At 72.1% G+C, this 13,464-nt stretch carries 11 protein-coding genes and 1 pseudogene; 6 read left to right on the top strand and 6 right to left on the bottom strand.

What is annotated here, in order from left to right:
- Positions 1-3 precede the first annotated feature (3 nt).
- On the top strand, positions 4-687 hold the full coding sequence (locus ACQPZZ_RS18945; RefSeq protein WP_432933807.1) for a helix-turn-helix domain-containing protein: 684 nt from the start codon (positions 4-6) through the stop codon (positions 685-687).
- Positions 688-757: 70 nt separating this feature from the next.
- Here the strand turns inward: ACQPZZ_RS18945 and ACQPZZ_RS18940 are convergent, their stop codons facing one another.
- Complete coding sequence (locus ACQPZZ_RS18940) at positions 758-1,675, bottom strand: NADP-dependent oxidoreductase (protein ID WP_432933805.1); 918 nt, start codon at positions 1,673-1,675, stop codon at positions 758-760.
- Between the two features lie 60 nt (positions 1,676-1,735).
- The gene (locus tag ACQPZZ_RS18935; protein WP_432933803.1) at positions 1,736-2,539 is read right to left on the bottom strand and encodes an alpha/beta fold hydrolase; all 804 of its coding nucleotides are present in this window, start codon (positions 2,537-2,539) and stop codon (positions 1,736-1,738) included.
- Positions 2,540-2,682: 143 nt separating this feature from the next.
- Here ACQPZZ_RS18935 and ACQPZZ_RS18930 point away from each other — a divergent pair, with 143 nt between their 5' ends.
- Together ACQPZZ_RS18930 and ACQPZZ_RS18925 are read left to right on the top strand one after the other, a co-directional pair.
- Positions 2,683-3,549 carry a helix-turn-helix transcriptional regulator gene (locus tag ACQPZZ_RS18930; protein WP_432933801.1) on the top strand — a complete coding sequence of 289 codons (867 nt, stop codon included), beginning with the start codon at positions 2,683-2,685 and terminating at the stop codon, positions 3,547-3,549.
- A 152-nt stretch (positions 3,550-3,701) separates the two neighbouring features.
- A pseudogene (locus tag ACQPZZ_RS18925) lies at positions 3,702-3,955 on the top strand (transposase); the annotation flags it as partial.
- A gap of 663 nt (positions 3,956-4,618) precedes the next feature.
- On the opposite strand, the gene ACQPZZ_RS18920 reads toward ACQPZZ_RS18925, so the two are convergent.
- On the bottom strand, positions 4,619-6,295 hold the full coding sequence (locus ACQPZZ_RS18920) for a 2-isopropylmalate synthase (RefSeq protein WP_432934442.1): 1,677 nt from the start codon (positions 6,293-6,295) through the stop codon (positions 4,619-4,621).
- Between the two features lie 309 nt (positions 6,296-6,604).
- Here ACQPZZ_RS18920 and ACQPZZ_RS18915 point away from each other — a divergent pair, with 309 nt between their 5' ends.
- Complete coding sequence (locus tag ACQPZZ_RS18915; RefSeq protein WP_432933799.1) at positions 6,605-7,297, top strand: FadR/GntR family transcriptional regulator; 693 nt, start codon at positions 6,605-6,607, stop codon at positions 7,295-7,297.
- Positions 7,298-7,357: 60 nt separating this feature from the next.
- On the opposite strand, the gene ACQPZZ_RS18910 is transcribed toward ACQPZZ_RS18915, so the two are convergent.
- Complete coding sequence (locus ACQPZZ_RS18910; RefSeq protein WP_432933797.1) at positions 7,358-8,173, bottom strand: SGNH/GDSL hydrolase family protein; 816 nt, start codon at positions 8,171-8,173, stop codon at positions 7,358-7,360.
- A gap of 171 nt (positions 8,174-8,344) precedes the next feature.
- On the opposite strand from ACQPZZ_RS18910, the gene ACQPZZ_RS18905 reads away from it, so the two are divergent.
- Both ACQPZZ_RS18905 and ACQPZZ_RS18900 read left to right on the top strand, forming a co-directional pair.
- Complete coding sequence (locus ACQPZZ_RS18905; RefSeq protein WP_432933795.1) at positions 8,345-9,568, top strand: isochorismate synthase; 1,224 nt, start codon at positions 8,345-8,347, stop codon at positions 9,566-9,568.
- A 20-nt stretch (positions 9,569-9,588) separates the two neighbouring features.
- On the top strand, positions 9,589-9,747 hold the full coding sequence (locus ACQPZZ_RS18900; RefSeq protein ID WP_432933793.1) for a hypothetical protein: 159 nt from the start codon (positions 9,589-9,591) through the stop codon (positions 9,745-9,747).
- Here the strand turns inward: ACQPZZ_RS18900 and ACQPZZ_RS18895 are convergent.
- Positions 9,732-10,352: an IMPACT family protein gene (locus ACQPZZ_RS18895; protein WP_432933791.1), complete on the bottom strand. Its 621-nt coding sequence runs from the start codon at positions 10,350-10,352 to the stop codon at positions 9,732-9,734. The two genes, ACQPZZ_RS18900 and ACQPZZ_RS18895, sit on opposite strands and share 16 nt — an antisense overlap.
- Positions 10,353-10,412: 60 nt before the next feature.
- Positions 10,413-13,271: an AfsR/SARP family transcriptional regulator gene (locus ACQPZZ_RS18890; RefSeq protein WP_432933789.1), complete on the bottom strand. Its 2,859-nt coding sequence runs from the start codon at positions 13,269-13,271 to the stop codon at positions 10,413-10,415.
- Between the last annotated feature and the right edge of the window lie 193 nt (positions 13,272-13,464).

The following is a 13,464-nucleotide window of genomic DNA, read 5'->3' as shown; positions in this document are numbered from 1 at the left end:
CGCGTGGTCGCCTTGGTCGCCCCAAACCAGGAGCTCTACCCGGTCACCTCCGCCTCAGCCGTCTTCGGCTACCACGGCCCCGACATCCCCCAGCGCTACAGCTTCAGCCTGTGCGCCGAACACCCCCGCTCCCTCCCCACCACCCTCGGCGTTCCCATCCAGGTGGACAGCGGTCTCGAGGCCCTCGACGACGCCGACACCGTGGTCATCGCGAGCTGGACCCTCACGCCCTCGCCCGCCGTACTCCACGCGGTGTCGCAAGCCCATGCCCGAGGCGCCCGCATCGTCGCCGTCTGCGCGGAATCTTCATCCCCGCCGCCCTGGGCCTCCTGGACGCAGTACCCTCCCCTCCCCACCACCGGCCCCATGCCGGACTCACTGGCGCCCCTGCTCGAATGGCTCCTCTCGCGCCTGTCCGACCAGGTCACCGTCAAGGACATGGCCGCCTACTCGGGCGTCTCCCCCCGCACCCTCACCCGCCAGTTCGCCGATCAGCTCGGCGTCCCACCCGCCCGCTGGCTGCTGGAACGCCGCCTGGCCGCCACCCGCGCCCTGCTGGAGGAGACCGACCTGCCCGTCGAGACCATCGCCACCCGCGTCGGCCTCTCCTCCGCGGTCAACCTCCGCCGTCGCTTCCACACCGCCCTGCGCACCACCCCGGCCGCCTACCGCCGCTCCTTCCACTGAAGGTCCCGATCGGTTCCGCCGCGTGTCCCCTACGGTGAGCACCCACGACGGCCGTGGTCACCCGCCCTTTCTAGGGCCGGAGCACGATCTTGCCGTGGGTGTGCCCCCGTTCCAGCTCGCGGAACGCGTCCCGCACCCGCTCCAGCGGGTAGACCCGGGCGATCGGCACCTCGAGTTCCCCGCGCGCGGCGAGCCGGGCCAGCTCGCCCAGCACGACCGCGCACGCCGCCGCGCCTTCTCCGTAGGTCCGCGCACCGACCCTGGCCGCCGCCTGCCAGTCGCGGATCGTGTTGATCCGCTCGGGACGCACGCCCAGCTCCACCGCCAGATCCACGTAGCCGTCGCCGAACGTGTCGATGAAGGCGTCGACGTTCCCGCCGGAGGCCTGCCGGATCCGCTCGGCCACGCCCTCCCCGTACTCGACCGGCACGACACCGCGATCCTTCAACCAGGCGTGGTTCGGCTCGCTCGCCAGCCCGATCACGGTCGCGCCGCGCCGCCGCGCGAGCTGCACGGCGAGGGACCCGACACCGCCTGCCGCACCGGACACGACGACCGTGTCGCCCGGTCCGGGATCGACCGCGAACACGGTGGCGTACGCGGTCGTGCCCGCCACATACAACGACCCGGCCACGTCCCAGGACAGCCCCTCCGGACGCAGGGCCAGCGCCACGTCGTCGACCACGACGAACTCCGCGTGGCTCGCCCTGTTGTGGGTGAAGCCGAGGACCTCGTCGCCCACCGCGACGCCACGCACCTCCGGACCGGCCTCCACCACGACGCCCGCCAGATCGCTGCCCTGCCCCGAGGGGAACGTCGCCGGCCAGCGCCGGTGCCGGGCGCCCTGCCTGATCATCACCTCGCCGGGCTGGATCCCGGCCGCGCGGACCTCGACCAGCACCTGCCCGGGGCCGGGCACCGGCCGCTCCACCTCCTCCACCCGCAGCACATCGATCCCGCCGTACTCGTGGAACCGCACCGCCTTCATCGCGTGATCACCGCTCTTCCTCGTTCGGACAGGTATTGAGTGCCGGTCCGGCATGCCCGGTCATCGGAGCACCTGGTGAAGCCGCTCCGCGGTCGCGCGCGGGCGGAAGACGTATCCGTTGTGCCCCCCGGGGAACGTCTCGTAGGCGGTCCCCAGCTCCTCGGCGAGCAACCTGGCGCACTTGTGCGCCCAGATGTGGCCCGAGTTCTCCCCGACAGCGGGCACGACGCGGGCGGGTGAGTTCTTGAGCTCGGTCAGGTCGAGAGCGTGCGTCCGCACGGCCGGCGCGTCGTACGTGAGGAAGAACTCCAGGTTCGGCAGCTGTTCCGGCCCCGGAACGCGCGGCTCGACGTCGGGCTCACGGTCTGTCGGGTCGATGCCGGCGAACTTCGCGAACCTGCCCAGGGCGGGGAAGGCGCCCTCCGCCTTGAACGTCTCCTCGGCCCCGAGCAGATCCTCGACGGCGAGAGCGCGATCCGGCTCCGGCAGCAGTTGGATGACGGGCGGTTCGTGCGCGACGACCACGCCGACCTGCCCGGGGTGCCTGATCGCGAGCTCCAGCGAGATCAGCGCGCCGAGGCTGCTGCCGTAGACGTAGGCGGGTTCCGTGGTGAGCGCGGAGAGCAGGTGGGAGATGTCGTCGGCATGCGTGGCCGGAGTCGGTCCGGGGGCGTCGGTGGTGCTTCCGGACAGGCCACGGCGATCGTAGGTGAGGACGGTGTACCTGTCGGCGAGGTGGGTGGCGAGAGCCTCGTTCACGGCGGCGTCACCATAGCCTCCGGCGACGAGCACCAGCAGGGGGCCCGAGCCACGGACGAAATGACGCAGCCGCGCGCCGGGCACTTCCAGCAGGGATTCCCTCATGAGAACGCCTTTCATCGTCGGGGTGTGCCTTGGATGGCCACGCCCCGACTATGCCTTCGCCGTCGGCGGTACAGGAGCGGAGCGGTCTCCCTAGGATCGACGGTCCCAGGATCTGCTCGACGACCGGTGATATCACTACCGATATGGGGATTCACCGCGACGACCTCGCCGATTTCCTGCGCCGGTCCCGGGAGCGGCTGACTCCACGGGACGTCGGACTGGTCGAGGGGCCGAGGCGGCGTACGCCGGGACTGCGCCGCGAGGAGGTCGCGGCACTCGCCGGGATGTCGGCCGACTATTACATGCGGCTCGAGCAGGCCAGAAGCCCGCAGCCCTCGGTTCAGGTGCTGGCCGCGCTGACGCACGCGCTGCGGCTGACTACCGACGAGCGGGATCACCTGTACCTGCTCGCCGGGCACCGCCCGCCGGAGGGGGCGCGGGCCGGGGAGTACCTGCGGCCGAGCATGCTGTACCTCCTCGACCGGCTGGACAGCGTTCCGGTCCAGGTCCTGAGCGATCTGGGCGACCTGCTGGCGCAGAACGACATGGCGCAGGCGTTGTTCGGATGCGTGTGCACGGTGGCCCCGAAGGACCGCAACATCGTGCTGCGCTGGTTCACCGAGCCGGACGTGCGGACCCACTTCGCGGACGAGGAGCACGAGGAGCACTCCCGGCAGCTGGTCGCCGACCTGCGCGCCGCGGTGGCCCGCCGCGGGGACGACGCGGCAGCGCGCGGACTTGTCACGCGGCTCCGCGCGGCCAGCGCCGAGTTCGCGGCGCTCTGGGACCGGCACGAGGTCGCGGTGCGCAGGTCACATCCGTACCTGCTCATGCATCCCGAGCTGGGCAGGATCGAGTTCGACTGCGAGGTGCTGGCGACGCCTGCGGCGGACCAGCGACTGCGGGTCTTCACCCCGCCGCCCGGCGGCACCGATGCGCTGGACATGCTGCGCGTGCTCGGCCCGCAGCACCGGCACGGCACTACTGCGACACGTACGCCCGGGAACTAGCCTCGGGCTTTCGCCGCGAATTTGAGCGGACTTGATCGTTTACATGAGAAAAGTGCCTTTGAGCTGGGAGGATCGGGCTTGTCTAAGGTCCTGTCCGCGCCAGTTCAGAAGGCACTTTTCGAGTGCAGACTATCGCGTCCCGGCGCAAGATCATGGTGTCTGCTGACGGCTTGGGACTCGTCTCCCAGGCCGGTGGGCTGTTGCTGAAGGAGACGATGCGGGTCCGGGACTGGACGCGGCGCTGTCGGCGCAGTTGGAGCGATGGCGTGCGTCCCGGGCCGTGCACGATCCCGGCAAGGTCATCGCCGATCCGGCTGTCACGCTGGCGATGGGTGGGGACTGCCTGGCCGACATCGCGATGCTCCGCGCCCAGCCCGAGGTGTTCGGCCTGATTGCCTCCGATCCGGCACCAGGTCATCGTCACCGCAGCCGTACGGGCCGCCGGCGGGACGATCGTAGGGTGACGGAACGACTCGAAGAGACGGGGGTCCGGCTCGTCCTGGGGGACCTGCTCTCCGACGAGCTGCCGATGCTCGCGGCCGAAGCGCTGGCACGCGGAGTTGACTCGCCGGCGCTGCGCGAGCCGGCAGGTCTGTTCTCGCACGAGGTCCGGGAAGCCCGTGATCTCTTCCACCTCGCCATGGAGGAGCTGGGCTCGCCGGTCCCGGACGCGGAGGAGGCGCGTCGCCGGACGATGGCGAGGGCCGCCCGGCGGGCGCTGCGAGGGGAGTTGTCCCTGCATGCGGCTACGCATGAGGTCTACTGGCAGTCCTGCTACGTCTCCGAGTCCTGGCCGCCCCGGACAGAGACCGTCATGAGGTTCCTCAGCCTGCAATCGGCGTGGGAGGACCATCCCGAGAAGCGAGCGCAGATCGAAGCGGACATCCGTGCAGCCATGATCGAGCTGTTACAGGAGTTGGAAAGCCCGCGCCGGTGAAGAGGCACTCTCCGCGGGATAGGCCACCGAAGACGGCGGCGTGCCCGCTGCCTGGGCATCAGGCTCGGTGTCCTTGCTCGCCTCCCACCGAGGCAGGCGAGCAAGGACACCGAGGTCGAGCAGATCGCCCGGTCACTCCTGCGAGCGGGCGCCCGGCTGCCCGGCCAGGGCGCGGTTGACGGCGGCGAGCACCGCCAGGACGAACGCCCTCACGGCGTCGGCGTCCTCACCGGCCCCCCAGGCGGGTGTGCCGCCGACGCGGCACCGGGCGTAGGCGACGGCGCCGCCCTCCGCCGGATGTCCGCCGCGTTCCAGCACTTCGACCGAGAGCCCGGCCGCGGCCAGGGCTGCGGCGAGGGCGTCCACCGGCTCCGCGCCGGCGCCCTCGCTTTCGCGCCCGTCCCGTCGGACCAGGCAGTGGAAGCCGCCGTCGCCGGCCGTCCACGACGACAGCGTGACCGGCCCGTCCTCCGCCATGTACGCGCCGTGGAACAGCTCCAGCAGTTCCTTCGGTGTGGCCTCCCGCCCGCTGCGGTCGGTCGCATCCTGGACGACGCGGGAGAACTCGGCGCGCAGCGCCTTCGGCAGGTCGAGCCCGTGATGCGCCTGGAGGAGGTGGGCGATGCCGCCCTTGCCCGACTGGCTGTTGACCCGGATGACCGCCTCGTACGTGCGTCCGACGTCCGCGGGGTCGATCGGCAGGTACGGCACGACCCAGGGCGCCTCGCCCACCGGCACGCCCCGCTCGGCCGCCGTGCGCTCGTGGTGGGCCAGGCCCTTGCTGATCGCGTCCTGATGCGTTCCGGAGAAGGCCGTGTAGACCAGGTCTCCTCCGTACGGATGGCGTACGTGGACCGGCAGGCGGTTGCACTCCTCGACGGTCTCCCGGATGACGTCGATGTCGGAGAAGTCGACCATGGGGTCGACGCCCTGCGCGTACAGGTTGAGCGCGAGGGTGACGAGGTCGACGTTCCCGGTGCGCTCGCCGTTGCCGAACAGGCAGCCCTCGACTCGCTGCGCCCCGGCCAGCACGGCGAGCTCCGCGCAGGCCACCCCGGTGCCCCTGTCGTTGTGCGGGTGGACCGAGAGGATGACCGCGTCACGCCGTTCCAGGTGACGGTGCATGTACTCGATCTGGTCGGCGTACAGGTTCGGCGTGGCGATCTCCACGGTGGCGGGCAGGTTGTGGATCACCGGCCGGTCGGGTGAGGCGTCCCACAACCGGGTCAGGCCGTTGCAGACCTCCAGGACGAAGTCGGGCTCGGTGCAGTTGAAGACCTCCGGGGAGAACTCGAACCGCACCGCCGTCCCCGGCATCGCGTCGGCGAGCCGCGCGACGTGCCCGGCGGCCTCCCGGATGAGCGCCTGGAGCCCCGCCCGGTCCTGCCCGAGCACCACGTCGCGCCAGACCGGTGCGGTCGCGGTGTAGAGGTGCACCACCGCCCTCGGCATGCCCTGGATGGAGGCGAAGGTCCGCTCGATGAGATCACGGCGGGCCGCGGTGAACACCACGGGGGTCACGTCGTCCGGCACCGCGCCGCTGTCCGCCAGGTGACGGACGAAGTCGAAGTCGGTCCGGCTCGACGACGGGTAGCCGACCTCGATCTCCTTGAACCCCATCGCGACGAGGAGGTCGAACATGCGGCGCTTGCGCGGTGTGTCCATGGGCTCGGCCAGCGCCTGGTTGCCGTCGCGCAGGTCGACGGGCACCCACAGCGGGGCGTGCTCGATCCTGTGCCCGGGCCAGGCGCGCGGGATCTCGCGGATCTCGACCCGCTCGTGCGCGGGCCGATAGCGGTGGTACGGCATGGCACTGCCCCGCTGCGGATTCCAGGCGGGAGCGCCGGCGGGGACCGGGCCGCGCGGGGTGCGGATCGTGGGGAAAGGCGTGCCGATCACGGGAGAGGAAGTGGAGACGGTGGTCACGATGGTGATCCTTCGGTCGGAGGACGACCGGCGGCACGGCACCCCGCGGCGGGGTGCCGGTCATCGGATCAGGCCCCGCCGCGGCGGCCGAGAAGCAGGCCGAAGGACTCGTGCGGCGTCATGCCGGTTAGACTAACCACACCACTACTCCTCAGACAACCTGAGATCAGACAACCTGAGAGGTGAACCTCGATGGCGCTCGGCGCGCTCCGCCGCAGTCCCCTCGTCGACCAGGCCGTCGAGAGCCTGCGTGAGCAGATCGCGGAGGGCCGGTGGCCGGTCGGCACCCGGCTGCCCGGCGAGACGACCCTGGCCACGACCCTGGGAGTGGGCCGTTCCACCGTCCGCGAGGCCCTGCGCGCGCTGGCCGGAGCCGGGCTGGTCCAGGCGCGGCAGGGCGCGGGGGTGTTCGTCATCGCCACCAGGCCCGCCGAGGACTGGCCGGCCCGCCTGCGCCGGGCCGCCGTGGCGGACGTCTACGAGGTGCGCATGCTGGTCGAGGTGCAGGCCGCCCGGCTGGCGGCGCGGCGCCGTACGCCGGAGGACGTGACGGCGCTACACGTGGCACTGGAGGCGCGGCGGGCCGCCGCACGGGAGAACGACGCCGCCTTCGTCGACGCCGACATCGCCCTGCACGCGGCCGTCGTCGCGGCCGCGCACAACCCGGTGCTGACCGACCTGTTCGCCGAGTTCGTCCCCCGCCTGCGGGAAGGGTTGATCGCCCTGGTGGATCTGCTCGGCCTGCGCGCGGGCGACCCGAACCCGGGAGACGACACCCACGCGGCGTTCGTCGCCGCCGTCGAACGCGGCGACGCCGACGGCGCGGGCCGCGTCTTGGAGGACGAGCTGGAGCAGACCCTCGACCGCCTCCGCCGCGCGGACTGAACCGCCGAGATCAGGGCCCGGCGATACTCAGCGGTCAGGGCAGGGGATCGGGCTCGGCGATCAGGGCTCGACGTCCGAGAAGACGTTCGCGTCGAAGGTGATCTTCGCGAGGGCCTTCTGCCCGTCGGCGTTGGGGTGGAAGTAGTCCCACGCGCTGACCTGCTTCAGCGTGAAGGGATAGGAGAAGACCGCTCCCCCGTCGTACCGGCACGCCGGGCCGTAGGTCTCGCACGCCTGCCTGAGCTGCTCGTTGTAGTCCATCACCCGCTCGCGCACCCGGTCGCGCCTGGCCTCGTCCTTCTTCGCGGTGGACTTCGGGGCGGCCAGCATCGACGGGCAGATGTGACCGACTCCCCAGAAGAGACGCGCCCACCCGTTGTCCTTGCCCACCCGCCACAGGCGCTTGACGTCCGGGATACTCGCCACGAAGACCCGGGCACCGGTGGGCCGCAGCACGTCGAAGGCCTCGTCGATGTTCCGCCGGAACGTCCGCACGGGGGTCATCTCCTTCTCGGAGCCCACGCAGGCGTCCTGCGCGCCGATCAGGACGGTGACGTACCCGGCGCCCGCCCGGGCCGCCTGCCGCGCCTGCCCGGAAAGGTCGGCGCTGGTCGCTCCCGGGACGGCGAAGTTCAGGTTGTGCCCCTTGATCTCGCTCCCCATCGCGAGCAGGCGCAGATAGTGGCTGTTCACCGAGGGGAAGTCGCCCGCGGACCACGAGCGGGACGTGCAGGCGACGTACCAGCCACAGGCGTTGAACCCCGCGCTGATCGAGTCGCCCAGCGCCGCCATCACGGCTGGCGTCGTACGGGCGTGGGCGCCGGTCGGCACGAACAGGACGGTCGCGGCCAGGACCGGTGTGATCTTCTTGATCATGGGCACCTCCGGGAGATCAAAGGTAGGGATCGCATGGAGGTGCGCTCTATCGCCACCAGGGAAGGCGAGCCTTCCATGACCAAGTTCCTATCGCGGCTTGACAGAGGGGCCCCGGGGTCGCGTGGGGGGTCTCTTGTCGAACATGTTCAGATCCTGCGTAGAGTGAGTCGGGTGAGTGTCGCTCTTATCCGGCCCCTGGTGGTTCGCACGGTCGCGGTGAGCGACCCCGACGACCTGCTGGCGCGTCTGCCCGGCGCCGCGCCGTACGCCTGGATCAGACACGGCGAGGGACTCGTGGGCTGGGGGGAGGCGGCCCGGGCCACGGTGCCGCCCGGCCCCGGCCGGTTCGACTGGGCACGCGGCTGGCTCTCCTCCCTGTTCGCGGGGGCGCTCATCGAGGACGAGGTCGGCGTTCCCGGCTCCGGCCCGGTCGCCTTCGGCTCCTTCACCTTCGACGGCGACGTCCCGGGAGCCGTGCTGATCGTCCCCCGTGTGGTGCTGGCCCGCCGGGACGGCCGCGCCTGGCTCACCACGATCGGCGACGACGCCTTCGACCTGGTCACCCCCCGCAGAGAGCCCGGCCGCATCCGGTACGGCGACGGTTCGCTGTCGGCGCCCCAATGGGAGCAGCGGGTCGCGCGGGCCGTACGGCGGATCAAGGACGGGACGCTGGACAAGGTCGTGCTCGCCCGCGACCTGACCGCCGTCGCCGAGCGTGACATCGACCCCCGCGTGCTGCTGGGACGGCTGGCCGAGCGCTACCCCGAGTGCTACACGTTCTCGGTCGACGGCCTGGTCGGCGCGACTCCGGAACTGCTGGTGAGGCACACCGGCCAGGCGGTGGAGTCGCTGGTCCTCGCGGGGACGACGGCGCGGGGTTCCGGCCCGGCCGACGACGCCGCCCGCGCCGCCGCGCTGTACGCGTCGGAGAAGGACCGCCACGAGCACGCGTGCGCGGTCGCCTCGGTCAGGGAGGCCCTCGCCCCCCTGTGCTCGGCGCTGCACGTCCCCGACGAGCCCGAACTCCTGGTGCTGCCCAACGTGCAGCACCTGGCCAGCCGCGTCACCGGCCGGCTGTCCGACGGCGCGTCGGTGCTCGACGTGGTGGCGGCGATGCACCCCACGGCCGCCGTCGGGGGGACGCCCACCGGCGCCGCGCTCCGCGTCATCCGCGAGCTGGAGGGCATGGACCGCGCGGGCTACGCCGGGCCGGTCGGCTGGATCGACTCGCGCGGCGACGGCGAGTGGGGCATCGCGCTGCGCTGCGCGTACATATCGGGCAGGCGCGCCCGGCTGTTCGCCGGTTGCGGCATCATGGCCGGGTCCGACCCCGCCGCCGAGCTCGCCGAGGCGCAGGCCAAGCTCCGCGTGATGCAGTACGCCCTGGAGGGCTGACCCGGGCGCCGCAATCCGCCATGACCGCGGATGACACAGTGACCGGCTTCCCCGCCGGCATCAGGCTCGTCGGGCTCGGACCGGTCCTGCGGGAGTGGACGGCTGAGGACCTGCCCGTGATGGTGGAGCTGTTCGGCGACCTGCCCACGACGTCCTGGACGGCTCAGCGGGCGAGGTGAACCGTGCCGCCGAGCGCGGTCTCGGCCCGTCCGGCGGTGACCGCCGCGATCCACTCCTCGAAGACGGGCAGCCGGTCCTCGGCCACCGCCACCTCGAAGGCGACCCGGGCGCCGTAGTCGACGCCGCGCAGCGCGTACGGCGAGGCGCGCAGGTCGCTTTCCAGCCTTCCGGCCTGCGCGTGGCCGACCGACACGGTCACAACGGACGCGGGGACCATCTCGACCACCTCCGCCCGGTCGAGTGTCTCTCCCACCGCGCCGCCGTACGCGCGGGCGAGCCCGCCCGCGCCCAGCAGCACTCCGCCGAAGTAACGGGTGACGACGGCGGCCACGTCCGCGAAGCCGCGCCGGGTGAGCATCTCCAGCATCGGCGTGCCGGCCGTGCCGCCCGGCTCCCCGTCGTCGTCCGCCCTGCGCACGCCTTCGCCGATGACGTACGCCGAGCAGTTGTGGGTCGCGTCGGCGTAGAGCCGCCTGCGCTCGGCGACGAACTCCCGCGCGGTCTGCTCCGACGCCGCCGGGGCGAGCGCGCAGATGAAGCGTGAACGGCGAATCTCGATTTCGTGCTCGACGATGTCCCTGATCGTCCGGTACGGCGCTGCCACGTGGTCAGTCTAGAGAGTGACGCCCTTTACCAAGTAAAACGCCGGCGGAACGCGGCGGCCTCAGAGCTTCCGCAGCTGGGCGCGGATCTCCTGCACGCTCGTCTCCTCCGCTTCGGGCACGCCGAGGTCGGTGAGGATCGCCAGCGCGCGCCGCCAGTGCTCGCGGGCCTCGTCTTGGCGGCCGAGGCTGCGACAGGCCCGGCCCAGGCCGTGCAGCGCGCGGGCCTGGTCGGCGCGATGGCCGAGCGCACGGGCGATGGGCAGGGCGACCTGGTGGAACGCGAGGGCCCGTTCGGCCTGACCGGCGCCCTGGTACACCCGCCCGAGCCCGTGCAGGCCCTCGAACTGCGCGTTGCGGTCGCCGATCCGGAGGGCGATCTGCAGGGCGCGCCGGAACCGGTCCGCCGCCGAGGCGTGCCGGCCCAGCATCAGGTGAACCTCACCGAGACCGCACAGAGCGTTCAACTCGCCGTCGCGATAGCCGGCGGCACGGGCGATCCGCAGCGAGTGCTCCAGATACCGGGCCGCCGCCCCCGTCTTCCCCTGCGCCCGGCACACGTGGCCGAGTCCGCACAGGGCGTTGAGTTCGCCGACGGGATCGCCGGCGGCACGGGCGATCTCCAGGACCCGCCCGAAGTGCCCGGCCGCCTGGGTGAACTGGCCCAGCATCAAATGGAGGTCGGCGACGCCGCACAGTGCGGCGACCCGGGTGTCTCCGGCCGGGTGCGGCACGTCCCCGTGCGTGGTGCGGGCGCAGGTGTGGTGCGCGCCGGTGTGGAGATGGCGGTGAAGTGCCGCCGACAGGCGCAGGGCGTGCCCCGGCCGGCCGTGACAGGCGGCGTACACGGCCGTCGCGAGCAGATTCGTCAGCTCCGTCTCCAGCCACCGCGCGGCATGCGCCCGGTCGCGGATGTCCGGCGCGGTGGCCGCCCGGCGCCCGCGTCCGTGGTCGCCGGGCGGACGAGGGCAGGCCGGCGGATCGGCCCGCGGATGGGGCCGGGGGTGGGTCCGCGGATGGGCGGTGTCCACCGCGTCGGAGGCGGTGTCGGCGTAGTGGTCGAACAACCTGGTCAGCGCCGCGTCGCGGTCGGCGTCGGTGTCCTCGTCCGCCAGGGCGGCCGTGGCGTGCACGCGCAGGAGATCGTGGAAGCGGTATCGGCCGGGTACGGGCTCCTGCAGCAGATGGGCGTCGACCAGGTCGTCGATCAGCCGCCCGGCGTGCCGGGGCGTGGTCCCCGCGAGGGCGGCGGCCGCGTGCCGCTCGAAGTCGGGGCCGGGGTGCAGGCCGAGCAGCCGGTACATGTCCTGCCGCCCCCGGCCGAGGTGCCGGTACGACAGGTCCATCGCCGCCGTGACGCTGAGCCTGCCGACTTCGAGCTCCCCCAGGCGGTGCTGGTGGTCGCGCAGGCGTTCGGCCAGATGCGCCGGCGTCCAGCCGGAGCGCATCCGCAGGCGTGCGGCCGCGATGCGGATCGCCAGGGGCAGCCGGCCGCACAGCTCGACGATCTCCGCGAGCAGTTCGGGCGGCTCGCCGGCGAGGCGCTCCGGGCCCGCCGAGCGGGTGAAGAGAGTGACCGCGTCGTCCTGCGGGAGGACGTCGAGCGACAGCGGCCGGACGTCCTCCAGCCCGGCCAGCCGCCTGCGGCTGGTGATGAGGACCATGCAGGTGGGCGTCCCGGGCAGCAGGGATCTGACCTGGGCCTCCCCCGCCGCGTTGTCCAGCAGCACCAGCAGGTGTTTGCCGGCGAGGCGGGTGCGGTAGAGCGCCGCGCGGGCGTCGAGGTCCGGGGGGATCTGCTCGCCGGGCACACCGAGCGCGCACAGCATCTGGTCGAGGGCCTCGGCCGGGTCGACCGGCGACACTCCGTGGGTGAATCCGTGCAGGTCGACGAAGAGCTGCCCGTCGGCGAACGTGTCGGCCAGCCGGTGCGCGGCATGAACGGCGAGCGCGGTCTTGCCGGCCCCGGCCATGCCGTCGATCACACTGATGACGGGAGCGGCGGGGCCGCCGGGCGGACGGGCCAGGGCACGCAGGCACGTCAGTTCCGCCGTCCTGCCGGTGAAGCTGACGATGTCCCTGGGCAGCTGGTGCGGCATGACCGGGTCGCGGAGCCGCGCTCCGGCCGGTGCGCCCGCGCCCGCGCCGGCCAGATCCTCGTGACCGGTCAGGATCTGGCGATGCAGCCGCCGCAGAGGCGGGCTGGGCTCGACGCCGAGCTCCCGCACCAGCCGCAGGCGAAGCTCGCGGTAGGCCGCCAGGGCCTCCGCCTGCCGCCCCGACCGGTACAGCGCGAGCATCCACTGGGCGTGCAGCCGCTCCCGCAGCGGGTGCTCGATCACCATCGCACCCAGCTCGGCCAGAAGGTCCCGGTGGTGGCCGAGGGCGAGCTGCGACTCGATCCAGGTCTCCTGCGCCGCGATCCTGCGTTCCTCGATGCGGATGAGGTCCGCCTCCATCCCGGGGTCGAGCGGCACGTCCTCGAACGGCCGGCCCCGCCAGAGCGCGAGCGCCCGGCGCAGCCGATCGCCGGCGAGGACCGGCAGCCCGTCGCTGAGCGCCTGCCGTCCCTGGTCGGCCAGCTCCTGGAAGACCAGCAGATCGAGGTCGGCGGGCGAGACGGACAGCTGGTATCCGCCGGGAACCGTGGACAGCAGTGGCGGCTCCCCACCCTGCTGCCCGTCTCGGTCGGCGAGTCCCAGCACCTGGCGGAGCGCGGACACATAGGTGCGCAGCGCGACGACCGCGGTACGCGGGGGCCGCTGCGGCCACAGCGCCTCCAGCAGCCGATCGATGGTGACGGGGCGGTTGACGTTCAGGAGGAGAACGGCCAGGAGAGTGCGTTGCTTGGCGGCACCGAGACGGATGAGCCGATGGGCGCCGGAGCGGACCTCAAGTGCGCCCAGGACACGAAACCGCATGTCCCGGCCATATCACATATTTACCTCATATCAATATAAGCACGTAGATTCCTATTTGATTCGCCACAAACCAGGGGTTACTGACCGGCTTTTTCCGGCCCTTCCCCGCCCTTCCCCGGCGGACACCGGCTTTCACCGGCTTTCCCACCGAGACGCCTTTTCTCGGATCTCGAGACGCGCATCAAAGCCCGGC

The sequence above is a fragment of the Microbispora sp. CA-135349 genome (assembly GCF_050947365.1).
Classification (GTDB): Bacteria; Actinomycetota; Actinomycetes; order Streptosporangiales; family Streptosporangiaceae; genus Microbispora.
The sequence above is the reverse complement of the archived record's forward strand: the minus strand, read 5'-3'. Positions and strand labels throughout refer to the sequence as shown.